Source organism: Silvimonas amylolytica, from assembly GCF_014645555.1.
GTDB lineage: Bacteria > Pseudomonadota > Gammaproteobacteria > Burkholderiales > Chitinibacteraceae > Silvimonas > Silvimonas amylolytica.
In genome coordinates, this window is record NZ_BMLY01000005.1 from 214,876 (window position 1) to 240,499 (window position 25,624).

At 57.3% G+C, this 25,624-nt stretch carries 28 protein-coding genes; 15 read left to right on the plus strand and 13 right to left on the minus strand.

Annotated elements, in window-relative coordinates:
• Nucleotides 1–92: 92 nt before the first annotated feature.
• The 10 genes from IEX44_RS15290 (at nt 93) to IEX44_RS15335 (ending at nt 9,087) form a co-directional block, all read left to right on the plus strand.
• Complete coding sequence (locus IEX44_RS15290; RefSeq protein WP_229679202.1) at nt 93–449, plus strand: antibiotic biosynthesis monooxygenase; 357 nt, start codon at nt 93–95, stop codon at nt 447–449.
• A complete protein-coding gene (locus IEX44_RS15295; RefSeq protein ID WP_188695749.1) occupies nt 449–1,690 on the plus strand; it encodes an oligosaccharide flippase family protein in 1,242 nt (413 codons plus the stop codon). The genes IEX44_RS15290 and IEX44_RS15295 overlap by 1 nt, the downstream gene beginning before the upstream one ends.
• Nucleotides 1,687–2,706: a glycosyltransferase family 2 protein gene (locus IEX44_RS15300; protein WP_188695752.1), complete on the plus strand. Its 1,020-nt coding sequence runs from the start codon at nt 1,687–1,689 to the stop codon at nt 2,704–2,706. Before IEX44_RS15295 ends, IEX44_RS15300 begins: the two co-directional genes overlap by 4 nt.
• A complete protein-coding gene (locus IEX44_RS15305; protein WP_188695754.1) occupies nt 2,703–3,827 on the plus strand; it encodes a glycosyltransferase in 1,125 nt (374 codons plus the stop codon). The genes IEX44_RS15300 and IEX44_RS15305 overlap by 4 nt, the downstream gene beginning before the upstream one ends.
• Nucleotides 3,824–4,654 carry a glycosyltransferase gene (locus IEX44_RS15310; protein WP_188695758.1) on the plus strand — a complete coding sequence of 277 codons (831 nt, stop codon included), beginning with the start codon at nt 3,824–3,826 and terminating at the stop codon, nt 4,652–4,654. The genes IEX44_RS15305 and IEX44_RS15310 overlap by 4 nt, the downstream gene beginning before the upstream one ends.
• A 120-nt stretch (nt 4,655–4,774) precedes the next feature.
• Entirely contained in the window at nt 4,775–5,596 is an 822-nt protein-coding gene (locus IEX44_RS15315) for a glycosyltransferase (protein WP_188695762.1), read from the plus strand.
• On the plus strand, nt 5,593–6,705 hold the full coding sequence (locus IEX44_RS15320; protein ID WP_188695765.1) for a glycosyltransferase: 1,113 nt from the start codon (nt 5,593–5,595) through the stop codon (nt 6,703–6,705). Before IEX44_RS15315 ends, IEX44_RS15320 begins: the two co-directional genes overlap by 4 nt.
• A complete protein-coding gene (gene wbaP, locus IEX44_RS15325; protein WP_188695768.1) occupies nt 6,695–8,152 on the plus strand; it encodes an undecaprenyl-phosphate galactose phosphotransferase WbaP in 1,458 nt (485 codons plus the stop codon). Before IEX44_RS15320 ends, wbaP begins: the two co-directional genes overlap by 11 nt.
• 157 nt (nt 8,153–8,309) lie before the next feature.
• Nucleotides 8,310–8,576 carry an acyl-CoA-binding protein gene (locus tag IEX44_RS15330; protein WP_184100644.1) on the plus strand — a complete coding sequence of 89 codons (267 nt, stop codon included), beginning with the start codon at nt 8,310–8,312 and terminating at the stop codon, nt 8,574–8,576.
• A gap of 70 nt (nt 8,577–8,646) precedes the next feature.
• Nucleotides 8,647–9,087 (plus strand): PaaI family thioesterase, encoded by a 441-nt coding sequence (locus tag IEX44_RS15335; RefSeq protein WP_188695771.1) that lies wholly within the window; start codon nt 8,647–8,649, stop codon nt 9,085–9,087.
• Nucleotides 9,088–9,102: 15 nt separating this feature from the next.
• Here IEX44_RS15335 and IEX44_RS15340 read toward each other — a convergent pair whose 3' ends face one another.
• Nucleotides 9,103–10,038, minus strand: a complete 936-nt coding sequence (locus IEX44_RS15340) for a TerC/Alx family metal homeostasis membrane protein (protein ID WP_229679206.1) — start codon at nt 10,036–10,038, stop codon at nt 9,103–9,105.
• A gap of 103 nt (nt 10,039–10,141) precedes the next feature.
• Here IEX44_RS15340 and IEX44_RS15345 point away from each other — a divergent pair, with 103 nt between their 5' ends.
• Entirely contained in the window at nt 10,142–10,918 is a 777-nt protein-coding gene (locus IEX44_RS15345) for a TatD family hydrolase (protein WP_188695775.1), read from the plus strand.
• A gap of 32 nt (nt 10,919–10,950) precedes the next feature.
• On the opposite strand, the gene IEX44_RS15350 is transcribed toward IEX44_RS15345, so the two are convergent.
• The 5 genes from IEX44_RS15350 to IEX44_RS15370 all read right to left on the minus strand — a co-directional run bounded on the left by IEX44_RS15350 (nt 10,951) and on the right by IEX44_RS15370 (nt 16,523).
• Complete coding sequence (locus IEX44_RS15350; RefSeq protein WP_188695779.1) at nt 10,951–11,847, minus strand: tryptophan--tRNA ligase; 897 nt, start codon at nt 11,845–11,847, stop codon at nt 10,951–10,953.
• A gap of 246 nt (nt 11,848–12,093) precedes the next feature.
• Entirely contained in the window at nt 12,094–12,900 is an 807-nt protein-coding gene (locus IEX44_RS15355; protein ID WP_229679208.1) for a HesA/MoeB/ThiF family protein, read from the minus strand.
• Between the two features lie 61 nt (nt 12,901–12,961).
• A complete protein-coding gene (locus IEX44_RS15360; protein WP_188695782.1) occupies nt 12,962–13,369 on the minus strand; it encodes a hypothetical protein in 408 nt (135 codons plus the stop codon).
• Between the two features lie 153 nt (nt 13,370–13,522).
• Entirely contained in the window at nt 13,523–15,046 is a 1,524-nt protein-coding gene (locus IEX44_RS15365; RefSeq protein WP_229679210.1) for a S41 family peptidase, read from the minus strand.
• 76 nt (nt 15,047–15,122) lie between these two features.
• On the minus strand, nt 15,123–16,523 hold the full coding sequence (locus IEX44_RS15370) for a murein hydrolase activator EnvC family protein (protein WP_188695785.1): 1,401 nt from the start codon (nt 16,521–16,523) through the stop codon (nt 15,123–15,125).
• Between the two features lie 481 nt (nt 16,524–17,004).
• On the opposite strand from IEX44_RS15370, the gene IEX44_RS15375 reads away from it, so the two are divergent.
• A complete protein-coding gene (locus IEX44_RS15375; protein ID WP_188695788.1) occupies nt 17,005–17,316 on the plus strand; it encodes an ArsR/SmtB family transcription factor in 312 nt (103 codons plus the stop codon).
• A 75-nt stretch (nt 17,317–17,391) separates the two neighbouring features.
• Here IEX44_RS15375 and IEX44_RS15380 read toward each other — a convergent pair whose 3' ends face one another.
• Genes IEX44_RS15380 through cutA form a run of 3 tightly spaced genes read right to left on the minus strand, consistent with a single transcriptional unit; the run spans nt 17,392 to nt 19,812 of the window.
• The gene (locus IEX44_RS15380; protein WP_188695791.1) at nt 17,392–17,895 is read right to left on the minus strand and encodes a TlpA family protein disulfide reductase; all 504 of its coding nucleotides are present in this window, start codon (nt 17,893–17,895) and stop codon (nt 17,392–17,394) included.
• On the minus strand, nt 17,892–19,499 hold the full coding sequence (dsbD, locus tag IEX44_RS15385; protein ID WP_188695794.1) for a protein-disulfide reductase DsbD: 1,608 nt from the start codon (nt 19,497–19,499) through the stop codon (nt 17,892–17,894). Before dsbD ends, IEX44_RS15380 begins: the two co-directional genes overlap by 4 nt.
• Before the next feature lies 1 nt (nt 19,500).
• A complete protein-coding gene (gene cutA / locus IEX44_RS15390; RefSeq protein WP_268238910.1) occupies nt 19,501–19,812 on the minus strand; it encodes a divalent-cation tolerance protein CutA in 312 nt (103 codons plus the stop codon).
• A 38-nt stretch (nt 19,813–19,850) separates the two neighbouring features.
• On the opposite strand from cutA, the gene IEX44_RS15395 reads away from it, so the two are divergent.
• Nucleotides 19,851–20,267 (plus strand): FxsA family protein, encoded by a 417-nt coding sequence (locus IEX44_RS15395; protein WP_188695797.1) that lies wholly within the window; start codon nt 19,851–19,853, stop codon nt 20,265–20,267.
• 78 nt (nt 20,268–20,345) lie between these two features.
• Here the strand turns inward: IEX44_RS15395 and IEX44_RS15400 are convergent, their stop codons facing one another.
• From IEX44_RS15400 to IEX44_RS15415, 4 genes are all read right to left on the minus strand, one after another.
• The gene (locus IEX44_RS15400; RefSeq protein ID WP_188695799.1) at nt 20,346–20,933 is read right to left on the minus strand and encodes a YggT family protein; all 588 of its coding nucleotides are present in this window, start codon (nt 20,931–20,933) and stop codon (nt 20,346–20,348) included.
• A 14-nt stretch (nt 20,934–20,947) separates the two neighbouring features.
• Nucleotides 20,948–21,766, minus strand: a complete 819-nt coding sequence (proC, locus tag IEX44_RS15405) for a pyrroline-5-carboxylate reductase (protein WP_188695802.1) — start codon at nt 21,764–21,766, stop codon at nt 20,948–20,950.
• A gap of 84 nt (nt 21,767–21,850) precedes the next feature.
• Entirely contained in the window at nt 21,851–22,555 is a 705-nt protein-coding gene (locus tag IEX44_RS15410) for a YggS family pyridoxal phosphate-dependent enzyme (protein WP_188695805.1), read from the minus strand.
• An 89-nt stretch (nt 22,556–22,644) separates the two neighbouring features.
• Nucleotides 22,645–22,875: a hypothetical protein gene (locus IEX44_RS15415; RefSeq protein WP_188695808.1), complete on the minus strand. Its 231-nt coding sequence runs from the start codon at nt 22,873–22,875 to the stop codon at nt 22,645–22,647.
• 364 nt (nt 22,876–23,239) lie between these two features.
• On the opposite strand from IEX44_RS15415, the gene IEX44_RS15420 reads away from it, so the two are divergent.
• Both IEX44_RS15420 and IEX44_RS15425 read left to right on the plus strand, forming a co-directional pair.
• Entirely contained in the window at nt 23,240–24,283 is a 1,044-nt protein-coding gene (locus tag IEX44_RS15420) for a type IV pilus twitching motility protein PilT (protein WP_188695811.1), read from the plus strand.
• 202 nt (nt 24,284–24,485) lie between these two features.
• On the plus strand, nt 24,486–25,622 hold the full coding sequence (locus IEX44_RS15425) for a PilT/PilU family type 4a pilus ATPase (RefSeq protein ID WP_188695814.1): 1,137 nt from the start codon (nt 24,486–24,488) through the stop codon (nt 25,620–25,622).
• The last annotated feature ends 2 nt before the right edge of the window (nt 25,623–25,624 follow it).

A 25,624-nucleotide genomic window follows, 5' to 3' on the forward strand; every position in this document is an offset into this window, starting at 1 on the left:
ACCGTAAAACCGTTACAGCCCTGGTTGGCCTTATCAAATACAATGGGCCTGTTTTACGAACAACCCGCGTCGGATAACGCGGGTTGTTGCTTATGGGCCATACCATTACCGCGCGACCTATGTATTCAGCCACGTTTATCTTTGCCAAAAAGCAGTACGACGCCGAGTTCGACCGTCTTGATGCGGCGATCATGCAGGCGGCTGCCGCTGATCCGGACTTCGCCGGGCAGGACACTTGGGAAAACACAGCCAAAGGCCAGACTTGCGTGGTGTACTACTGGCACAGCATGGAAGGTCTGCAACGATTGATGAAGCACCCTGATCACATCACGGCCAAACAGAACTACCAGACCTGGTATCAGGGCTATCACGTGGTGATTGCAGAAATCTTGCGCAGTTACGGCGACAACGTTTTCGCGCATCCCGTGCCGGTGGGGATCAAGCCCTGATGGATCGCAAACTGGCGTCCAATATCCTGGCGCTCTACGTGGTGAAGGGGCTGCAGTATCTGATCTCCTTCGTCACCTTTCCGTTTCTGACCCATGTGTTGCAGGCACAGGCATTCGGTGCCATGAACTACGCCGCGTCTGTGGTCCAGTACGGTATTTTGTTCACTGACTTCGGCTTTGATCTTTCCGCCACCCGAGAGATCGCCGTCTCACGCGATGATCCTGCAAAAATTGCCGCCATTTTCTGGCGAACGATGGTGGCCAAAAGCGTACTGATGCTGATTTCCATTGGCCTCCTCGCCGCCGCGACCGCCTTCGTGCCCGACTGGCGGGCGCTTGCCCCGGTCTTCCTGTTTTCCTTGACCAACGTGATTGCTTCGGTCGCGTTTCCAACCTGGTATTTCCAGGGCATGGAAGAGCTGCGTATCGCCTCGATCATCAGTGTGCTGGCGCGCGCGTTGTTGCTTGGATTCCTGCTGTTGTTGGTGAAAAGTCCGGCCGATGTGAATCTGGCCGTGGTTTTGCAAGCCGCACCGATGATCCTGGCCGGCATGTTCTGGTGGTTTAGCCAATGGGGTTTGCCGCGTCCGGCCTGGGTCAAACCAGGCAAAGCGGATATCCGTGTGTCACTGGTGAATAGCTGGCCGTTTTTCCTGTCGGCACTGTCGACCAGTCTTTACACCACAGCGACCACCACCCTGGTTGGCTTGTACGCTGGCGTGTTGCAAGTGGGGTATTTTGCGGCAGCCAACAAATTGCTGGTGAACGTACAGGGGCTGATTTCGTTGCTGGTACAAGCAACCTATCCGCGTATTGCGCAACTGGCCCATAACGACAAACCTGCTGCCGTACGCATGATCCGCAAGGCTATGCTGGTGCAGGGTGGCGCGGGCGTTGTGCTGACGCTGGTTTTGCTGGTGGGTGCGCCATGGTTGATGCCATTCCTGGCTGGCCACGATCTGGCTGCGGCCAGTCCGGTCATGATGTGGTTGGCGCCCATTGTCTTGTTGAGTGCGTTTAGTTACGTCTTCGGCATGCAATCGTTACTGCCGTTTGGTCAGGAGCGCTATTTCAGCCGCGTGCTGATCGTGGCCGGTGTGATCAACGTGGCAGGTCTGCTGTTGTTTTTGCCCGGTCACGGTGCCGTACGCGCGGCGCAAGTGGTGCTGCTGGTCGAAACCTGGATTGTGGTGGCGTTCTGGTGGCGAGCCCGCCGCGTGCTTAAAGAGGCCAGCGCATGACTTCGCCCCTGATCAGCATTATTTTGCCCTGCTACAACAGCGCGACATTTTTGCGGGAAACCCTCGATTCGCTCTCTGCGCAAACCCTGGGTGATTTCGAATGCATCGCCATTGACGATGGGTCGACGGATCACACCTTGGCGGTCTTGCAGGCGCATGCCGTGCGTGATCCGCGTTTTCACCTTGTCAGCCGGGAAAATCGGGGCCTGATTGCCACCCTGAATGAAGGGATCGCCATGGCGCGGGCTCCCTGGCTGGCGCGTATGGATGCGGATGACCTTGCGGAACCACAACGTCTGCAAATCCAGCTGGATGTCCTGACACAGACTGGTGCAGATGTCTGCGGCACCTGGGTACAGTTTTTCGGCGAGCGGTCCGGCGTATGGCAAACGCCGCTGGACGACGCCGCCATCAAGCTCCAATTGCTGTTTAATGTGGCCTTTGCTCACCCTAGCGTGATGGCGCGGACCGAGATCCTGCGGCAGGTGCCATACGATGCCACCGCCACACATGCAGAAGACTATGCGTTGTGGTGTGCACTGGCCGCGCGCGGCGCACGTTTTGTCAATGTCGCGCAACCGTTGCTGCTTTACCGCTGTCACGCCGGGCAGATCACACAAACAAGGCGTGAAGCACTACGCCAGACCGCGCAACGCATCCGTGCGGATTATGCACCCTCGTTACTGCCTGAGCATTTGCAGACGCGGGCCGGGTTGTTTGCCGAGTATGCAGAGCCAGGCCGTACACTAACCGCCGCAGAGTTCGCCACGTATGCCGACATGCTGCTGGCGATCCACACCGCACATCCCGGTGGCGTCAGTGTGCTGGGGCTGGCATGGCTGGAAGGCTGGCAACGTACAGAAGCGTCTGCACGCACGCTGTCCGTTGCCGCTCGGCTCAAGGCCGTGTTGCCGGTACCGGAAGGGTATGCGGCGCTTTATCGAAAACAATGGTTCAAACACCGTCTTGGGCGCGGATTGCTGGGTGTGCTGCGACGGCTGACGGGTAGAACATGAAAATCACTTTTTTCTTGCGTGGATTGGGTCTGGGCGGTGTCGAGCGTTGCGCCGCGCTGGTGGGCGAGGGCCTGGCCGAACGCGGTTTTGATGTCACACTGGTGACCCTGGGCGATGCGACCAACTTGTGGCAAGAGCGTACACGTCGCGTCAAGGTGGTCGACCTGTCGCAAATCTGGAACTCCCGCAAACCGTGGACCTGGCTGGCTGGCTGGCGCGCAACACGGCAACTGGCGCGCGAAGCAGATATCGTCGTCGCGGCGACCTTCCTCATGCCGTTGTACATGACCTGGGCAGCTACACGCGGGCTGCGCAAACGCGTGCTGGCCTGGGTGCACGGTCCGCTGGCTGATGTGGATGCCAGCGCACACATGAACCCCATCCATCGTCTGGCATGCCAAAGCATTTATCGTCGCATCGGCGAGGCCGTGTTTGTATCGAAACACGCGCGTGAATCCATGAGCAAGTGGCTGGACGAACCCATTGGCAAGGGCTGGGAGGTCATCCCCAATTTTGTCGAGAACATTGAGCCGCGCCCGCCACGCTATCCGGGCAATCCGGTGCGTCTGTTGTTTGTAGGGCGTATCGACGTCGAAAAACAACCCGTGCTGTGGCTCGATACACTCGCGGCGTTGGTCACGCGCGGGCAACTGGCCAAGCTGACCGTGCTGGGTGACGGGCCTTTGCGTGCGCACTTGCAATCTCAGGCAGAGCAACGCGGTCTGGCGGGCTTGATCGAATTCATGGGCACCCGGCACGACGTCGCCGATTTCATGCATCGGGCGGATTTTCTGTTACTGACGTCCTGGTTTGAGGGATGTCCATTGGTAGTGCTGGAGGCGATGAAAGCCGGCCTGCCGGTGGTGACGACACCAGCGGGCGGGGTGGTGGAATTGTTTGGCGAGTACGCCGCCGATTATGTATCGACCGAGGCAACCGGCGCCGCGCTGGCAGATCGCATTCTGACGCAGATGCCACGCCACCCTGCGTTGGCAGGCCAGTTGCGCCTGCGTGCCTACGATTATGACAAAAACACGCTGCTGGATCGTTGGGCTGCGCTGCTGGGCAGCCCGGTCACCATTCCGGCACGACACGCGATGGGCCAGGAGCAGAATCGGTGAACTCAGACGTGACACGGCGCAACCGTACTGCGCTGCTGATTCCGCATTTCAATAATCCACAAGGCATGTGCGAATCGCTGGCCTCTGTGGGTGAGCAAGAACAGGTTGATGCCTGGATTGTCGATGACGGCAGTGTGCGGCAGAAGCTGGACGAAGCCGCTTGTCGTGCGGCATGGCGAGCACAAGGTGAAGTGTACTTTGTGTACTTGCCGCAAAACCAGGGCATTGAATATGCACTGAACGCTGGTCTGGCAGGGATCCGTGCTGCGGGTCATTACGATTACGTGGCACGTCTGGATTGCGCTGATCTGAATGTGCCGGATCGTTGCACGCGTCAGGCTGCGTATCTGGATGCCCATCCGGAGATTTATCTGCTCGGCAGCGCCGTCGTGTTTTTTGACGAAACAGGTGACCGTTTCACGCTGCGCCAGCCGCAAACGCATGAAGAGATCGTGCGCCAGATGCACGTCGACAATGCGTTTACGCATCCGGCGGTCATGTTCCGCATGACAGGAATTGATGCGTTGGGTGACTATCCGGTCGATTGCAAGGCGGCGGAAGACTTTGCCTATTTCTGGAAATTTGTCGCGCGTTACCGTACGGCCAATCTGCCGGATGTGCTGGTCCGCACCGAATACACCACGGCGGGGATTTCGCTCAGTCGTCGGCGACGCCAGCAGTGGTCACGGTTCAAGGTGCTGTTGCGGTACGTCGACGCCTCGCCACGCTCCTGGCTGATGTTGCTTAAACCCCTCGTATGGCTGGTGGTGCCGTTTGGCGTGGCACGCCAGGTAAAGCAATGGCTAGGGGTAAAAAGCTGGTCATGAGACCACTTGGTGCCGACAGGGTGATGTTGCAGTGAACAAAACCGGTTGACGACAATCGTAAAGAAACCAGGCATAGCCGACGCGGCGACCTGGACACTCATAACAGACTTGTAATTGAAGATGGATCAAAACCAGAACCGCGCCGTATGCCTGATTCCGCACTACAACAACCCGGATGGGGTGGTGCGCTCTCTCGCCTCGTTTGGCCGTGATGAGCAGGTAGATGTGCTGGTCGTCGACGACGGCAGCACGCGCGCACCCATTGATGAACGTGCCGCCCGCGACGCGTTTGTCGCCCAGGGTGCATTGCGCTTTTTGCATCTGCCGCAAAACCGTGGCATTGAACATGCGCTTAACAGTGGTTTGTCCTGGATTGAATCACGCGGCTATGAACTGATCGCCCGTCTGGATTGTGGTGATACCAATGTGCCTGATCGCATTGCCCGCCAGGTCGCCTATCTGGATGCGCACCCGCAAGTGATGTTGCTGGGGGGCGCGGCGAGCATGGTGGATCAGTCTGGCGCAGAACAGTTTGTGCTGCGGCATCCAGCCGCGCACGCCGAAATCGTCCGCGCCATGCGCCGCAACTCGGCGTTTATCCATCCGGCCGTGATGTTCCGTGCGGCAGCACTGGCGCGCACCGGACATTACCCGCTGAATGCGCCGGCGGCTGAGGACTACGCCTTGTTCTGGTCCTTCGTACAGCATTTTGAAGTTGCCAATTTGCCGGATGTGATCATCCACTATGAGCTGGATCCTGACGGGATTTCGCTATCGAAACGTCAACGTCAGATCAAAAGCCGGTTGGCGTTGCAATGGCAGCACAAAGACGCCAGCCCGGCCGCATGGCTTGGCATGGCGCGTTCTGCGGTGTTACTCGTGCTGCCTTACCAGCTGATTTTCAAACTCAAATCACAACTGCGGCGAGGGAAGGCCACATGAGCCATATTGCCCACGTCGTTGAATCTTTTGGCGCTGGCACCTTGTCGATGGTGACCGCCATGGCAAACCGCCAGATCGCTGATCACCACCAGGTCACGGTGATTCACAGCGTGCGTGAAGAAACACCCGCCAACTGGCGCGAGCTGTTTGCAGACGGGATCGAGCTGATACAACTGCCAATGACCCGTGCTATTTCGCCGCTGGCCGATTTCAAGGCTGGCCGCATGTTGCATAACACGCTCAAGGCACTCCAGCCGGATGTTGTTCATCTGCATTCGAGCAAAGCCGGTGCATTGGGCCGCATTCTGAGCTGGATATACCGTGGGCCTCGCTGGTTCTTCTCGCCCCATGGCTTGTCATTTTTGCAGCGTGCCGAGGGCCGGTTGAAGAACACCATTTTTTTGGTGATCGAAAAGCTGCTGGCGGGGTCTCCGGTCACGTTTATTGCTTGTTCGCCGGGTGAAGCCAAAGAGATTCGCACGCATCTTTCCAGCAATGTGCAGGAAGTACATAACGCGGTGGATCTGGGCGCGATCACACCGGCACCGGGCAATCACGGTGTCGTCCGCATCGGCACGGTCGGGCGCGTTACGCTTGCGCGTAATCCAGAGCTGTTCGCAGAGATTGCCGCTGCGTTGGGCAAACCGGGTGAGATTGAGTTTGTCTGGATTGGCGGGGGTGATGAATCTGGCGAAATGGCCTTGCGCGATGCGCATGTCGCGGTGACGGGTTGGGTTGATCGCAAGAGCGCGCTGGCCCGTATGGCCGAACTGGACATTTATATCCAGACATCGCGCTGGGAAGGGATGCCCGTCGCTGTGCTGGAGGCCATGGGCGCCGGTTTGCCAGTGATTGCCACCAATGTGATCGGCAACCGTGATCTGGTGAAAGATGGCGACAACGGTTATCTGGCCAGCTCCGCCACGGACTTCACAGCAAGGCTGGCGTTACTGGCCCAGGATAAGCATGCTCGCGTGGCGCTGGGGGGGCGTGCGCGGCAATTTGTTCAAGAAAACTATTCGCTGGATGTGATGATGACCGCGCTTTACAAAGCGTATGGCATTGCACCCGCGGCAGAGACGGAGAATCCCTCGACTTATGGCGCTTAAACACGAAAGGCCTGAGCGCGCCAAAATCTGGCTGGCGCTAGCTGACTTCCTGGCTTTGGCGATTGCATTTGGTGTGGCCATGTTGCTGCTGTGGATCTTCCGCTATGAGCGCATCAGTGCCAGTTTTGACCTGTGGTGGGCGTGGGAAGGCCGGCAACAGGGCATGGCGTTTTTGCTGCTGGCGCTGCTGACAGTGACTAACTTCTGGTGGCGTGGGCACTACAGCTTGCGCCTGCCATTCTGGGATCAGTTGCTCGATATCTTGCGCGCCTTGCTGCTCGCGGGGCTGTTGAACGGCATGCTGGTTCTGCTGGGCAAGTTCACGGTGTCCCGTTTTCTGTGGCCGGTGTCATGGGGCGTGGCCATGTTGCTACTGCCCTGGTTTCGCGGCGCGGCCAAGGGCTTGCTCCTCAAGCTCAATATCTGGCAAATGCCCACGGTGATCGTCGGGACGGGCGAGAATGCGACTGCAGCCTATTGCGCCATGAAGAGCGAACGCCAGTTAGGATTCCGGATCGAAGCTTTTTTGTCGGTGAGCCAGAACGGCCCGGATACGATCGGACTTAACGGCGAGACCTTGCCTGTCATCACCATTGAGCGCGAAGGCTTGATGAACTGGCTGAATGCCAACGAACGGCCCCATGTCGTGGTGGCGGTGGATGAAGAAGAACTCAAGGCGCTCTCTAACCAGATCGAACAACTGACGCTGCGCTACAAAGATATCCACATCATCCCGCCAGTGGCAGGTTTGCCATTGTTCGGTGTGGTGCCGTATCACTTTTTCAGCCACGAAGTACTGCTGCTACGGGTGCGCAATAATCTGACCGTCCGCACGCTGATGTGGATGAAGCGGATTTTTGATCTGACCGGTGCTCTGATTGGTTTGCTGCTGCTTTCGCCGGTGTTGCTGTATCTGATGTGGCAGGTCAAGCGCCAGGGCGGGCCGGGTAGTGTGTTTTTTGGCCACATGCGGGTGGGCATGAACGGCAAGCTGTTCAAATGCTGGAAGTTCCGGACCATGGTGCACAACAGCCAGGAAGTGCTGGAACACCTGCTGGCGACTGACCCGCAAGCGCGGGCGGAGTGGGACAAAGATTTCAAGCTCAAGAATGATCCACGCATTACGCGGATTGGCCACTTCCTGCGCCGCACCAGCCTGGATGAAATTCCACAGTTGTGGAACGTCATCAAGGGCGAGATGAGCCTTGTGGGGCCACGTCCCATCATTGATGAAGAGCTGGAGCGGTATGGTGACAAGGTGGACTTTTATCTGGAAGCGCGCCCGGGTCTGACTGGCTTGTGGCAAGTATCCGGTCGCAACGACACCACCTATGATGAGCGTGTGGCGCTGGATGCCTGGTACGTGAAGAACTGGAACCTCTGGTACGACATCGCCATTATCTGCAAGACGATTCGCAGTGTCACAGGTGGCCACGGCGCGTACTAAGCGGGGCGATGCGAGACGAACTGTCGCGTTTGTAGTGGTTTTCCCCGGTGCCACTGTTTGATGGATAGCCCGGCCTGCGAGGCGGGGCTATACTCGGCGCTGGAGATTCAAACAATCGTTTAAAACCATTTAAAACCTGGATTTGCAGGGAGTCAGCATGTCTACTTTGGCCGAGCAGTTCAAAACCGCACAGGAAGAAGTCGTTCAACTCAACGACGCGCCGGATGTCCAGACCAAACTGAAGCTGTATGCGCTGTATAAGCAAGCGGCCGATGGTGACGTCAGTGGCGATCGTCCGTCCGCCATCAACTTTGTGGCACAAGCCAAGTACGACGCCTGGGCCAAGCTTAAGGGCCTGACCGGCGATGAAGCCATGACCCAGTACGTGGCGCTGGTGGAAGAACTGAAGAAAAACGATAGCTGAACAGCGCGTTTCTCATATCAAGGCCGGTCCTGTACCGGCCTTTGTTCTATCTACCCTTTACGAGTACACCATGAGCAAATCCATTGCTGAATTGACCGGCCTCGAAATCCTGCAAGCCATGGCTGCGGGCAAGTTGCCGGCACCATCCATTACCCAGACCATGCCGATGTCGATGGCAGAAGCGGCAGAAGGGTACGTGAAGTTCACTGCGCACGCGGATGAACGTCACCTGAACCCGCTAGGGGGTGTCCACGGAGGTTTTGCTGCGACGGTTCTCGATTCCGTGACTGCTTGCGCCGTGCACACGACGCTGGAAGCCGGCGTTGGCTACAGTACGGTTGATCTGAACGTGAAGATGGTCAAACCGGTACCGCGCAACGAGACACTGGTTGCAGAAGGCCGTGTACTGCATGTCTCGCGCACGATTGCGGTATCGGAAGGCAGTATCCGCAATGCCGAAGGCGTGTTGCTCGCGCACGCGACGGCGACCTGTGTGATCATCCGTCGCTGATCTGCGCTGGGCCGCTCAGGACACCGGGCGGCTTGTCTTGAACATGGAGAACAGCACTCCCGCCACCAGCAAGCCAAACGTCACGCAGAGTGACAACACGGACGGGACCTTCACCCCGGCATACACCAGCCCGATCTTCACGCCGATAAAGATCAGCACCAGTGCCAGCGCATACTTCAGGTATACAAAACGGTGCACCATGCCTGCCAGCGCAAAGTACAGCGCGCGCAAACCCAGAATGGCAAAGATATTGGACGTGTACACCACGAACGGGTCTTGCGTGATGGCGAAGATCGCCGGGATGCTATCCACCGCGAAGATCAGATCGGCGCCTTCCACCATCAGCAGGGCCAGCAACAGCGGCGTAGCCCAGCGGCCGGCCGTCAGGCCATGTTTGCTGCCCTCAATGACAAAGTGATTGTCGTACAGCCGCGGTGTGAGCCTGAGATGGGTCTTGAGGTACCGGAACAGTTTGCTGTCTTCCAGTGTTTCTTCCTTCTCTTTGGCAAACAGCATTTTAAAACCGGTGAACACCAGAAACAGGCCAAAGAACAGCAGTAGCCAGGCAAATTCGTGGACCAGCGCGGCACCCAGACCAATCATGATCGCCCGCATGACCAGCGCTCCCAGAATGCCCCAGAACAGCACACGATGCTGGTAGAGGCGCGGAATCGCCAGACTGGTAAAGATCATGGAAATAACAAACACGTTGTCCATGGAGAGCGATTTCTCGACCAGAAACCCGGTGAAGAAGTCCATGCCGTCTTTGGGGCCGCGTGAGTACCACACCCAACAACCGAACAAGAGCCCGGCGCAGATATAGAAGGCGGACAGTTTCAGACTGTCGCGGATGGTGATTTCTTTGTCGTGCTTGTGCAGCACGCCAAGATCAAACACCAGGAGGGCGACCACCACGACGGCGAAGACACCCCAGTTGAATAAATCGCTCACAAAGAACTCCCCTGCGGTTGGGCTGTTTGTACTGTATTGTTTTGAGTCTGGACAGCGGTCACGCTGTCGCCATCGACAGATACTTGCTAACCACAATAGTTCCATGCTGATTGATAGTCATATTCATCTGGATGCACCAGAGTTTGATGCTGACCGCGACGACGTCGTGGCCCGTTCACGCGCTGCGGGTACCACACGCTGGGTGGTGCCAGGGATTACAGTCGATACCTTTGCCAAAACGCGCGACATGCTGCGTTACGACGGCGTGAGCGTGGCGTATGGCCTGCACCCTATCTATATCGACCAGCATCGTGACGAGCACATTGCAGAACTGGCAACCTGGCTGGCGCGCGAGCAACCCGTTGCGGTGGGCGAAATTGGCCTCGACTTCTTTGTAGAAGGTCTGGACGCCGCACGACAGGTGGCGGTGTTTGAAGCACAACTGAAACTGGCACGGGATTTTGATTTGCCCGTGATTGTGCATATCCGCCGATCACAGGATCAGGTGCTCAAGTATCTGCGCAAATGGAAAGTGCGTGGGGGCATTGCACATGCCTTCAATGGGAGTCGTCAGCAGGCGGATGAGTTTCTCAAACTCGGATTCAAGCTGGGTTTTGGCGGCGCAATGACGTACTCAGGCTCGCTGCGCATCCGCAAGCTGGCGGCAGAGTTGCCGCTTGAAGCCATTGTTCTGGAAACAGATGCGCCGGATATCCCGCCTGCGTGGCTGGACGGTGGACGTAATGAGCCCGTACAGATGTCCAGCTATCAGCAAGTGCTGGCCGATTTGCGTGAGGACAGCATCGACAACATTGCTCGCGCCACCGTTGCCAATACACTGACTGTGCTGCCGCGTCTGGTTGAGGCTGCGCAGCGATGAGCTGATGCGGTTGAGCATCAGATCTCACGCATTCACACGCTCAACGTGCGGCGTACTTCGCTCAATGTCTCTGCGACCACTGCGCGCGCGCGTTCGCTGCCCTGACGCAGCAGATCGCGCACCTCTTCCGGCTTGCTGGCCAGTGCATTGCGGCGTTCACGGATCGGTTCCAGCGCATCTTGCAAGCAGGCTTCCAGATGATGGCGGATCACCACATCAGACAGTCCGCCACGACGGTATTTGGACTTCAGATCATCCAGAAAATGGATGTCTGTTTCAAAGGCATCCAGAAAGAAAAACACTTCGTTGTGGTCCACATCGCCTGGTGCGCGTGTACCGGCACGTTTGGGGTCGGTGATCAGGGCCTGCACTGCGCCATGAATGGCATCGGGGCCTGCTGCAAGCGGCAGCGCATGGGCGATGGAGTCCAGCGCGACGCGGTTGCGGGCTTGCGCGGCCAGCACCGGTAGTGCTTCGACCAGAACCTGTGCACCCGCGCGCTGATTGATGGATCGCACCAACGCATTGCCTTGCTCAACCAGCGCAGCTTGCCGTGGGTCTGCCGTGGGGACCAGACGTGTTTTCAGCGCGGTAATGTCGGCGACGCCATGAGCCGCAGTGTGTTCATTCAGTTGCAGTGTTTTGGCACAGAAACGGGCGTAGCAATCAGCCAGTTCTTTCAATTCCGGCACTTGTGACTGCACAAAGATCGTACTGCGTTGCGGATCAATGCCAATGGCAAGGTAATCCAGCGCAACATCCAGCACGTGCGCGTCGCCAGTCTGGGCATCAGCCAGCATCACAAACTGACGATGCTTGTCTTGCCAGGCAAGGCGATGCCGCAGATTGCGCACGTAATGACCCAAACCCAGCGGGCCGGTTGCCTTGTCGCCTGTCAGCAGAATCTGGTTGGGTGGAATAACCGTCATTTTGGTGCGCTCCTGGGCGGCTGGGGTGCCGCGTTGTTTTGAAGCGCCGATTCAGGAAACGGTGAGGGGAACCCTCAGAATGACCAAAGCCGCCTGAATCGGCGGCTTCGTATAGTCGAGTGAATACGGGTGGCCGCCGGTTAAGTGCGATACCACCAATAAAATCGTGCAACAGAAAGGTGCGTGGATTGCGTATTCATGCGGACACTATGCCCTGGATCAAAAACATTTGCCAAGCAGTATTTTTCACTGCGCCGTGCTGAGCGGGTGCTGCTGGCTGCAGACCGGGCAGGCTGGATCCTTGCGGTAGCGCATCTCGCGCCAGGCAAGCTTGCGTGCATCCAGTAACAACAAGCGTCCGACCAGTGGCGTACCGATCCCCGCGATGAGCTTGAGCGCTTCGGCTGCTTGCGCCGTACCAATCATGCCGGTCAGCGGCGCGAATACGCCAAAGGTGGCGCAGGGGCTGTCGCTGGCATCGCCTTCTTCACCGAACAGGCAGTGATAGCAAGGGGCGGTGTCATCACGCGTGTCAAAGGTGGTTAATTGGCCGTCAAAACTCACCGCAGCACCAGAAACCAGGGGCACGCGTGCAGCCACACAGGCCCGATTGATGGCATGGCGCGTGGCAAAGTTGTCGGAGCAATCAAGAACAACATCCGCTACGGTGACCAATGCATGCAAGCGTTCTCCGGCCAGCCGCTCCTCAAGTGCCTCGATGTTGATTTCGGGATTGATCGCGGTCAGCGTTTGCGCGGCTGATTGCGCTTTATTGACGCCAATGCGGCTCTGGTCGTGCACGATTTGCCGCTGTAAATTGGTCAGATCGACCGTGTCGGCATCTGCAATCGTGAGCGTGCCGACGCCGGCCGCAGCGAGATACAACGCAGCCGGGGCGCCCAGCCCGCCAGCGCCAATGATCAACACGCGGGCCGAGGCAATACGCGCCTGACCTTCAACGCCAATATCATCAAGCAGGATATGCCGACTGTAGCGCAGCAATTGTTCGTCGTTCAGATCGGCAGGGGTAGTGGTGGGGCGGATGGTCGTCATGGGCAATCAAAAAACGGGGCACAAGCCCCGTTGGTGGTGAAGTCAGTCTGGCGCACAGGCGCTAGAGATACCGTCGCAACTCTTCAGGTGTGTCGTCATGATCACCATGCAGATGGTGGTCCCATGCTTTGACGTACACCTCGCGTGATTTGATCGGGTGTTCCGGGATTTCCATATTATCGCGCTGAACGTCCTCGGTGTAATGGATCAGTGCGCGTTTGATCTTCTGCAGAATGCTGCCATCCAGGTGAAAACCACCGTTTTGCAACCAGGTTTCCAGCTCAATGAGCGTATGTTCCATCACGTCGTAATGCACCGTCACGCGGCGTTCAGCTGCATGGGGTTGTACGACGACACCAGGCAGTCGACCGAGCATGCGTGCAGCTTGCACGGCCTGATCAACGGGCAGGGCGTTGAAGACGATCTCGTGCGTTTTGTGACGTTCTGACGGGATGTGGGCGGACGGCATTGCTAACGTTCCATGGCGATCCTCATGCATCAAGCATAGGCGTCTGATCAATGCTTTGCATGGGTGACGGTGTAAACGGCATATGCTTAGACCGCTTTCAAAGAAAAACCCCGCCAGAAGCGGGGTTTTGTGGGTCTTGCGGTCTGGCCAGTGTCACTTTGCTGCAACGGGAGCGGACGCCGCGGGTGCTACAGGTGCCGCTGCCTTGTTCTGCAGCAATTGCTGCACCTTGAGGACATTCAGACCCTGTTGCAACTGGTAGTCGTATTTGCTGACCAGTTGGCGCGGATTGTTATCCGCATCGGCATCGCTGGCATTGATCTTTTGCGGCTTGATTTGCGGTGCATCGTTCAGCTTGATCGCAGGCGTTGTTGCCGGGTCTTTCGGCTTGGCTTTGCCGGCATCCTTGTCGGTCGGGTTATCCAGATGATGTTCCAGATCCGACTCATGCACTTCCAGGGCGCTGAAATCGCCACGACCCGCCACAGTGGCTTCCGCGACTTCGATATCCGGCGTAATACCCTTGGCCTGGATGGAGCGGCCATTCGGCGTGAAGTAACGAGCGGTGGTGATCTTCAGGGCCGAGGTCGCGTCAATCGGCAGCACGGTTTGCACAGAGCCCTTGCCGAACGATTGCGTACCGACGACCAGCGCGCGCTTGTGATCCTGCAGTGCGCCGGAAACGATTTCTGACGCCGAAGCTGTGCCGCCGTTGATGAGGATCACCATCGGCACGTTCTTCACTTCCTTGGGCAGATTCTGGAAGTAATCGGCTTTGGCATCTTCACGCATGTAATTGCCACGATCTGCCGTCAGACGCACCTTGGAGTCTGCCGTGCGGCCTTCGGTGTAGACCACGAGGTCACCCTTGGGCAGGAATGCTGCGGAAACACCTACCGCCGACGTCAACAAGCCGCCCGGGTTGTTACGCAGATCCAGCACCAGACCCTTGAGCGGCCCCTTGTTCTGCTTGTACAGATCGGACAGGGCGGTTGCGAGGTTCTCGGTCGTACGCTCCTGGAACTGGGTGATACGGATATAACCGTAACCCGGTTCAGCCAGTTGCGACTTGACGCTTTGCACCTTGATGATCGCGCGCTTGAGCTGCAGCACCATGGGCTTGGATTCGCCCTTGCGCAGAACAGTCAGCGTCACGTTGGTGCCGGCTTTGCCGCGCATTTTGGATACAGCGTCATTCAGCGACATGCCCTGCACCTGGGTGTCGTCGATCTTCACGATGTAATCACCCGGCTTCACGCCGGCTTTGAATGCGGGGGTGTCTTCAATCGGGGAAACCACGCGTACCAGACCGTCTTCCATGTTGACTTCCAGGCCCAGACCGCCAAACTCACCCTGCGTGCTGACTTGCAGGTCTTTGAACGCGTCGGCATCCAGATAGTCGGAGTGCGGATCAAGCCCGGAGACCATGCCCTTGATGGCGTTGTCGATCAGCTTTTTGTCGCTGACGGGCTCAACATAGCTTTGTTTGATCAGGCCAAACACAGTGGAAAACGCGCGCAGTTCGTCAACCGGTAACGGGTTAGTGCTGGCTTCCTTGTCAGCCACCGCGTTAAACGAAAGGCTCAGCGCGACACCAAGGCCCGCGCCAACAAGAACGAGTGCAATTTTCTGCATTTTGCTGGCCGGCTTATGTGCCGGTTTCTTCAGGCTGGGCATTCAATAGCTCCAAAAAACGGGTGTTTGTGTCGTGTTTAACGTTCTATCCAGAAACCTGTGCACAAGCTTCTGGTTGCTATCCGGCCCAGGAAAGCGGATCCAGCGGTTTACCGTGCTGGCGGATTTCAAAGTATACGCCCGAATCCCCCATGCCACCGCTGTTGCCACTGGTGGCGATGGTATCGCCAGCCTGGACCGTATCGCCTACTTTCTTCAAAAGACTTTCGTTGGCAGCGTAAAGGCTCATGTAACCGCCACCGTGGTCAATAATCATCAGATTGCCAAAGCCACGCAGCCAGTCGGCAAAGACAATGCGCCCGGTGGCGACTGCTTTGACCGGCAAACCGCTTGCGGCACGAATGAACACGCCCTTCCAGGTAGCGCCTTCGGCACGCTGCGCACCGAACTTGCCAATCACCTCACCCTTGAGTGGCAGTCGCATGCGCCCTTTGAGCGCAGCAAACTGTTGCCCGGACTGACTGGCGTCCGGTTCCTCAGTGTTCTGGCGTGTCACTTTGTCCTGCGCCGGTGCGGTATCGGGTACCGGCGTCGGGTTTGTCTGTGCGGTTGCAGTTGAATCAGGGTTGACGTTGTTGCCGGCCTGTTGTTGGGCGGCATTCTTGTTTTTGTTGCTGGCGAGGGCCTTCTTGCGGGCTGCCTCCTCACGCGCCAGGCGCTGGGCCTCCGCTTTCTTGCGGGCCGCTTCCTCCCGGGCACGCTTGATTTCCTGTTGCTTGATGATGGCATCCAGCCGCGCAATCAGTGACGTGATGCGTTTTTCATCTGCCTGCAATTTGCCAATCTGGTTGCGCTGGGTACTGATCTGCTGCGACAGCGTATTGAGCACGTCCTGCTTCTCTTGCTGATCAGTCACCAACTGCGCTTTTTGGGCGGCTTTCTGCCGTGCAAGTTCCTGCAATTCGTCGTTTTTCTCGCGGATGCGATCAGATACATCGTTGAGCTGGTCCAGTTGCTGCTGCAATTGCTGGGCCAGTTGCTGTTGTGCCGCGGTCAGATAACGATACCAGGTCAGTTCGCGGCTGGTCTGGTTAGGGTCTTGTTCATTCAGTACCAGTCGCCACGCTTCCAGTTGTCGGGTGCGGTAACGGCTGTTCAAAAGATCGGCCAATCGCTTCTGGCTATCGCGGATATTGCTGCGGGTGCGGGCGATATCCACTTCCAGTCGGGCCAGTTGGGCCGTCGTCAATGCGCGCTGGCTCGATAAATCATTGAGCACCCGGTTGGCATCGGAAATGGCTTTTTCTGATTGCTGCAATGCGTCGGCTGCGTCTTTGCGATGGGATTCGTTATTGACCAGATCTTTTTTCAGCTGGTCAATCTGGCCACGCAAATCCTTCAGTTCATCCTGCTTTTCTTTTTTGTCTGCATTGCTGACGGGCGCAACAGGCGCAGCCGTAGCCAGGGTGGCTACAGCAGAGAAAAGCAACGTGGCGATAATCAGGCTACGGCTCGGCACGAGTCGGATTCAGTTTCAGTGTTATGGGCGGTATAAGGGCAGGTTGGCATTGCACGTTGGGTGAGCCAGAGCAAAGGTATCACGCTGGCTGCTGGCTGGATATGCACTTCTTGCCGGCAAGGGTACGTATTATTGCGTAGTGGTTTGTCTGACAGGCTGCACGGATATTGAAATGATGATGTTAGTGCAGGGGCAGACGAGCCGCAATTAACCTGCTTACCTTATTTGCCGCCACCGGCAAAACCAGCCAGTATTGTATCCAGATGCGTTTATCCCGCTATTTGCCTGACCCCGGCGCGAATAAATCCGGCGCAAATAACTGGCGCGCGCAATGAGCGTTGCGGTAGGGTTCCAAAGGTGGTTAGATAATCTATCCTGACACCATTGGCAGGATGAGCTAATGCGGGCCGGTACAAGGCCAGACAGGCTTGAATTGACAACATTTACACCGGTGGCGGTGCTGCCAGAAGAATCGAGGACGATGGATAAAGCTAATTACCTGATGACGGACGAGCATATTGATCAGGCATCGCGCGCCATGAAGGCGATGTCGCATCCGTTGCGCCTGAAGATTCTGTGTGTTCTTGGTGACGGCGAAGTCAGCGTTCAGGAAATTGTGGATCAGGTCGGGACGACCCAGTCGAATATTTCCCAGCATCTGGCGCTGATGCGTGAGAAAGGTGTGCTGCGTACCCGCAAGGATGCCAATCGCGTGTATTACCGTGTGGGTGATATCCGCACGCTGGAAGTGATTGCCATGTTGCGCGATGTATTCTGCGGGTTCTCTGGCTGAATCTGAGACCCCCGAAAAACGGCCGGGAGCGCGTTATGCGTACTCCCGGCCGTTTTTTATTGGGTGACTGTGCAGTCAGTTCTTTTTGCCCAGAAGCCCATCTAGTGTTTTTTTCATTTCGGCAGGTTTGACCTCGCCCAGATCTTTGGTGGTGATGTTGCCTTTTGTGTCGATCACCACCGTAAAGGGCAACGCACCCGCGTTGTTGCCCAGCCTGGTCATGAGTTCCAGCGCATCACCGCTCCCCAGCAAAATGGGGTAGGTCACCTTGTACTGTTTGGTGAACTGCGCCACGGGGCCAGGTTCATCAATAGCCACGCCAATAAATTGGACCTTGCCGTTATAGGTTTGCTGCAGTTTCACCAGGTCTGGCGTTTCCTGGCGGCACGGGCCGCACCAGGAGGCCCAGAAATTGATCACCAATGGCTGCTTGCCACTGTACTGCGAAAGCTTTTGTGGCTTGCCTTGCAGATCTTTGAGCGCGGTATCCAGTGGGGAGTCAGCCATGGCCAGCTGACTGCCCGCGAGGACGGTTAACGCCAGCACAGCGTGGCGCAGGAGACGGCCAGTTCGGATCATTGCAGGGTGTTCCCTTGAACAAGTTGTTGCAGGATGCCAGCAAACTCTGCGGCGGAGGGATCACCCACCACGCGCCGTTTTTGCATTTGGCCATCGCGGTTGTAGAACAGCATGGCGGGCGGGCCATACAGACCAAAACGTTTGAGCAGCGCTGCATCATCCGGCGTATTGCGGGTGACATCTGCTTGCAGCAAGACATAGTTGGCCAGTTGCGCTTTGACCGCTGGATCAGGCAAAACGTTGCGATTGAATTCCAGGCATGACACACACCAGTCGGCATAGAAATCCAGCAGGACGGGTTTGCCATGCGCTGCAGCCACGGCGGCGTCAAGCTCAGCATTGGTGGTTACTTTCTGAAAACCCGCCGTCGCCGGTTTGTACCACAACGGGTGGCTAACCCACACTGCCGTGCCGAGCAAAATCACGCCGAATACCCGCTTGACGTTGGTCATGGCCTTGCCAGACAAACGTGGCAGCACCGTTGCTCCAAACGCCCCAATCAACAAAAGCGGTACGCCAGTACCGAGGCCCAAGGCATAGAGCGCGCCACCCCCCAGTGCAAGATCGCCTGTTTTGGCCATATAGGCCAGTGCGCCAAACAGCGGGGGAGCCATGCAGGCGCCGACCAACAAGGCAGACAGGATGCCCATGATGAAAACCGGCGCCAGCTTGCCGCCTGGCAAACGGTTGGCCAGATCATTCACGCGGCTCTGAAAGCCACCTGGCATTTGCAGTTCAAACAGACCAAACATGGATGCCGCCATCGCCACAAAAAACAGGGTGATGATGATGACGGTGAGCGACGATTGCAGTTGCACGGTGAGCAAGGTGCCCGTACTGGCCGCTGCAATGCCGACAATCGTATACGTGAAGGCAATGCCCTGGACGTAAACAAACGTCAGCCCGAACGCCTGCCAGCGGCTCTTGTTCTGGCCAATGACAATGCCGGACACGATCGGCAATAACGGGTACATACAGGCAGTCAGCGAAAGGCCGACGCCAGCCAGGAAAAACAGCCCGACCGTGGCGGCCAGGCTACTGCGAAAAAAACCGCTGGTTCCTCCATCACTACCCACATCGTTGTTGGTCAGCGATGTGTTAGCCGGCGCGGCACCAAACAGTTGCTTCACACCGTCCTGGCCCGGCTTGTCAGCGTGAGAGGCGTTATCTGCGGGGGGCGTCAGTTGCACTGTTTGCGGCGGGTAGCAGACGCCTGCATCGGCGCAGCCTTGCATGCGGACAGTCAGATGCGGTGTTTGCGGCCAGGGTTGGCTGCTGGTCAAGCGCACATCCACACTACGCGGGTAGATCTCGACCTTGCCAAAATTGGGGTCGTTGACCACATCGCCTTTGGGCAATGTCGGGCTGATTGGCTGTGCAGGCTGCGCGGCGAAGCTGATGCGATCCTTGTACAGGTGATAGCCCGGGGCGATGGTGAAGTGGACGTTGAGCGTACTGGCATCCACAGTTTCGACGGAAGCCTTGAAGGCTTCGTTGGGGGGCAACAGGTCTTTTTCATCGACCGCCAGTGCGCTTTGTGCCGTAACAAGACACCACAGGGCCACGCAGGCTGTCATGAAAGATCGGGCAAACAGGTGCCGCACGTTACTTCTCCAGAGTTTCGCTAACCAGCCAGTCCAGATAGGGCTGGAAAACGGATTGCGCCGGCAAGGCGATGATCTCGGGCACGTCGTACGGATGGTGTTCTGCAAGCCAGGCTTGCAAGGCCGTATAACGTTCGCCGGTTGTTTTTATCAAAAGCGGAACTTCTGCCGCTGTTTCGATTCTTCCTTTCCAGCGGTAGACTGACTGGATTTGCGGCAACAGGTTCACACATGCTGCCAGTCGTGCCTCAATCAACCCGTGCGCCAAAGTCATTGCGACAGCCGCGTCCGGGCAGTTGCACAGCACGACCACCGCTTCATTCTCATAACGGTTTGTTTCCGGATTAACCAATGCCTTTTATCCTGCTCGCGGCACTGGCCTGGCCAGTGCTCGAAATCATTGCAATGATCATGTTTGCCAAAGCGTTTGGCGCTGGCTTGCTCATTGCCTGGTTGTTGATCGCCGCCATCGTGGGCGGTTTGATGCTGCGCCATCACAAACTGGCGGTGGCCATGTCTTTGTTCAACGACGTTCGCCAGGGACGGGTGACCACTGCGTCACTGTTCTGGGTGGCCCGATATTATATTTCTGCTGTTTTGCTGGTGCTACCAGGGTTGATCGGCGATGTCGTCGCTCTGATCATGTTGCTCCCCTGGGGCAATAAAACGCCGTTGGGTACCGGCCCGGTTGACGACGGGGTGATCGAAGGCGATTTTCGCCGTATTGACCCGCGCCCGGACCCCAACCGCCGGATTGATCACCAGTAACCGAACCGTCCAGGCCTCCTGGAGGACATGAAAAAAGGCCGCAATGCGCGGCCTTTTTTCATGTCCCGGTCAGCCCGGTCAGGTTGCGATACGCACGTTTTGCAGGATATACGGTTCCAGCGACGCCACCACCACGCTCAGCAACAACTGGATGATCAGGATGAGTATCCATGGGGTGATATCGATCCCTCCCACTGTGGGGATCATGCGGCGCAAAGGCCGCAGGAAGGGGCCGGTGATGCCTTCCAGCACGGGCATCATCGGGTTATAGGGCGAAATCCAGGACATCAACGCCTGGCCGATGGTGGCCGCAAACAAGAGGTACAGCGACATCTTGAAGAGCTCTAGTACGGCGGCCAGCATGAGCGCGATGATGGAGAGTGGTGACCCGAAAATAAATGGCCACGGCGTGATAGCCAGTAAAATCAGGTGCATCAAAAACGCGCAAGCCCACGCCAGCAACAGGCTGGCCGTGTCCAGATTGCGTACCGGCGGCACCACGCGACGCACCGGCAGCACAATCCAGTTGGTCAGGGCCAGCACAAACTGGCCGACCGGATGCTTGAACGAGACACGGCTGGCCTGCAGGTAAAAGCGGGTTAGCAGCACCAGAATGAAGAACTCGGCGATATTGCGGATGAGGAAGTCGAGCGCGTTCGCAAACATGTCCTCGCCTCCGTTCAGACTTCAGTGTCCCGGCCCAGCTCATCACCCAACTCACGAGAGCGGGCGGCGGCGGCCTGGGTTGCGGCAATGATGGTGGCGCGGACCTGGCTGTTGTCCATGGCGTTGATGGCGCGTTCGGTCGTACCGCCCTTCGACGTCACCTTGATGCGCAATGTGGCGGCATCGTCGTCGCTTTGTGCTGCCAGTTTCATGGCACCCGCAACGGTTTCATAAGCCAGTTCACGGGCGATGTCCGGCGCGAACCCTTGCGCGCGTGCGGCGGCCTGCAAAGACTCGATAAAATAGAACACGTAAGCCGGGCCGCTGCCAGAAATGGCGGTAATGCCGTCCATCTCGCTTTCTTCTTTTAGCCAGACCACCTTGCCGATGGACGCCAGGATGCGATCGACGGCCGCCCGGTCTTCGGCCGACACACCTTGCGCCGCATACACACCTGAAATGCCGGCTTGCACCAGCGCCGGGGTATTGGGCATCACCCGGACAACGCGACCATAACCACCCAGCCAGCGCGACAGGGTCTCCACGCGTACACCAGCGGCAATGGACAAGGCCAGCGCGCCGTTCAACTGCGGTGCAAGGGCTTGTGCCACCTGGCGCAATTGTTGCGGCTTGACCGCAAAGATCACCACATCGCTGGCTGGCAGGGCGCCATCTGGCGCGCCGCTGGTGAGGCCGTATTCGCGGCTCAACTGGGCGCGGCGGCTTTCATCTGGCTCGACCACATAAAGGTCGCTAGCGGAAAAACCCTGGCTGATCAGGCCGCCAATCATGGCGCCTGCCATGTTGCCGCCGCCGATAAAGGTAATCTTCATGTGTCTGGATGTCCCGTTGACTGTATTTATCTGATGTTCGTCGCTACCGGTTTTGTTGCCTGCCGGCCACGCAGTCGCAAGCGATTATGCCGTGGTTTTGGCCGGGCGGGCGCCAAATAATGCAGTTCCAATCCGTACCAGCGTGGCACCGTGCGCCACGGCTTGTTCAAGATCGGCGGACATGCCCATGGAGAGGGTGTCCAATGCCAGACCCTGAGTGTTCAGCGTGGCCAGCAAGTCTTGCATCTGACTAAATTGCCGGCCCAGTTCAGCGGCGTCCTGCGTCGGCTCTGGAATGCACATCAATCCGCGCAATTGAATGCCCGGCAACGCAGCCACTGCGTGCGCCAGCGCTGGCGCCTGGGCTGCGGTGACACCCGACTTGCTCTCTTCGCCGGAAACGTTGATCTGGATACAGACATTGAGTGCCGGCATTTCGTTCGATCGTTGCTGCGAGAGCCTTTCTGCAATCAACAAACGGTCGATGGCATGGACCCAATGCGCTCGTTCGGCCACAACGCGGGTCTTGTTACGTTGCAAGGGGCCGATGAAATGCCATTCAAGATCGGCAAGGTCTGCCAGTTGGTCGACCTTGCCGGTAAATTCCTGGACATAGTTTTCACCGAAAGCGCGTTGTCCCGCAGCATGAAACAAACGGATATCTTCGGCTGGAAACGTTTTGCTGACTGCAAGCAGCATCACGCTGCCTGGCGTGCGCCCGCATTGCCGGGCGGCAGCATCAATACGCTGGTGGATGGCCGCGAGGGCCTGAGGGGCGTGATCGGTCATGGGCTCGCACTGAAAAAGCCATGGCGTAATAGCGGCGTCGGGCCGCTTTACGTGGGCCGCAACAGTGCTGCCCGTTGCGCATTATAAATTCATTTGCGACGGGTAGACTGGCGCAAACCGTTATCCGGGCGGGGACGAACGGGAATGAGAGCCAGTTCTTCCTCGCGGTCAGACCGCGCTACAGCGGCAACCACCAACAGACAAAAACCGATGGCAATCGCCGCAGCGGTCAACATCTGGCCTTGTTCCCAGGAGTGCAGCCCCAGAAACCCGGCAATGGCGATGACCACATCCAGTAAACCCGAAATCAGATCGTTCACAATGGTAAGTCCTTCTCGATATGCCGAATGCTGGCAGGATGCGCCAAGGGTATTGGCTGACTGCAACACGGCGGCTGTCCGGTCTTGTGGACCGCAAGTCGGAACAAGGCGCCTGGCACTTTTTCCGTTTGTAAGCGCACCTTCACGCCTTGTCGGACAACACTATGAACTGTCAGAGAGTGCAAGTAGATAGTTGTCTTTTGGATACGTCGCTGGCGCGCGCTGGTTACGTCCTATTTCACCGCAGTTAGAATCGACCGCGATATGCAATAGTTGTCATGCATACTGCTGTCATTTGCCCTTGTCATGTTCCGCTCGTGGTGCGTCAGGCCCGCGGGGGAAACCACCGGAGTCTTGCGCCCTCATGGAAATCTCTGAACTGCTCGCGTTTGCCGTCAAAAACAAGGCGTCCGACTTGCACCTCTCCAGCGGCCTGCCGCCCATGATCCGGGTGCACGGCGATGTGCGCCGTATCAACCTGCCGCCGCTTGAACACAAAGACGTGCACGACATGGTGTATGACATCATGAATGACGGGCAGCGCAAGGTGTACGAAGATACCCTCGAGTGCGACTTCTCGTTTGAAATCCCCAACCTGGCGCGTTTCCGGGTCAACGCCTTTGTGCAGAACCGCGGCGCGGGTGCGGTATTCCGGACCATTCCGTCTAAAGTGCTGACCCTGGAAGAACTGAATGCGCCGCGCGTGTTCCGTGAAATTGCGGAGAACCCGCGTGGTCTGGTACTGGTGACTGGTCCGACCGGTTCGGGCAAGTCGACCACGCTGGCGGCGATGGTGAACTACATCAACGAAAACGAGTACGGCCACATCCTGACAGTGGAAGACCCGATCGAATTTGTGCACTCCTCCAAAAAGTGCCTGATCAACCAGCGGGAAGTCGGCCCGCATACATTGTCGTTTTCCAACGCCCTGCGTTCGGCCCTGCGGGAAGATCCGGATGTGGTGCTGGTGGGTGAATTGCGTGACCTTGAAACAATTCGTCTGGCACTGACCGCGGCTGAAACCGGTCACTTGGTGTTTGGTACCTTGCACACCAGTTCTGCAGCCAAAACGATTGACCGGGTGGTCGACGTGTTCCCGGCCGCAGAAAAGGAAATGGTCCGTGCCATGTTGTCTGAATCGCTGCGTGCGGTGATCTCGCAAACCCTGCTCAAGACCAAGGACGGCGCAGGCCGTGTGGCCGCGCATGAAATCATGATCGGCATCCCGGCGATTCGTAACTTGATCCGTGAAAACAAGGTGGCGCAGATGTACTCGTCCATCCAGACGGGTTCGCAATTCGGCATGCAGACCCTGGACCAGAACCTGCAAAACCTGGTTCAGCGCAATATCGTTTCGGTAGCCGAAGCCCGTGGCAAGGCAGCGATTCCGGATAACTTCAAGGGTTAATCCGCATCGCGTTGCCAGGCTGGGCCTGGCAAGATTGTCAGTATCGCTCGTTAAGGCGGCCTGAATAGCAAATAGTCATGGCGAAACCCCGTTGCGGGCAGCTATTCAATAATCAGGCTATAGATATTTGATTGAAGGATGGAGCCAGCGTTGCCAGCTACGCTACGCAGTTTCATCCGACCATTGAAAGAATTCAGGAATCATGGAAAAAGAACAGGCAGCCAAGTTTATGCAAGACCTTTTGCGCCATATGCGCGCCAAAGGGGCATCGGACTTGTTTATTACCGCAGATTTTCCGCCCGCAATGAAGGTGGATGGACGGGTGACGCCGGTATCGGCCCAGGCACTGACTTCGCAACACACCAAAGAACTGGCCCGCGCGATCATGAATGATCGTCAGGCTGAAGAATTTGAAGCCACACGTGAATGTAATTTTGCGATCAGCCCGGGTACCCTGGGCCGATATCGTGTCAATGCATTCATGCAGCAAGGTCGCGTCGGGATGGTATTGCGGACCATCAATTCGCAAATCCCGAAACTGGAAGATCTGGGCTTGCCGCCGGTATTGCACGATATTGCAATGACCAAACGTGGGCTGGTGATTTTTGTAGGCGGTACGGGTTCAGGTAAATCGACCTCGCTGGCGGCCATGATTGGCGAGCGCAATGAAAAGGCGTACGACCACATCATTACGATCGAGGACCCGATTGAGTACGTGCACGAGCACAGAAACAGCATCGTGACCCAGCGTGAAGTCGGCGTGGATACGGACTCCTGGGGGGCTGCGCTGAAAAATACGCTGCGTCAGGCGCCAGACGTCATCCTGATTGGTGAGATCCGCGATCGCGATACCATGGATTACGCCATTGCCTTTGCCGAAACCGGCCACCTTTGCATGGCAACACTGCACGCCAACTCATCGAATCAGGCGCTGGACCGGATTATCAACTTCTTCCCGGAAGAACGCCGCTCGCAATTGCTGATGGATTTGTCTTTGAACCTGAAAGCCTTTGTTTCACAACGGCTTGTTCCGCATCGCTCGGGCCAGGGTCGGGTTGCGGCAGTTGAGGTTATGCTTAATTCACCGCTGATTTCGGAACTGATTTTCAAGGGCGAAGTCCACGAGATCAAAGAAATCATGAAAAAGTCGCGTGAATTGGGTATGCAGACTTTTGACCAGTCTTTGTTTGATTTGTATGAAGCGGGTCTGATCAGCTATGAAGACGCGCTGCGTAATGCCGATTCAGTGAACGATTTGCGGTTGCATATCAAGTTGCAGGGCGCAGAAGCCAAACATAAAGATGTGCTTTCCGGAATCGATCACCTGGATATCGTATAACA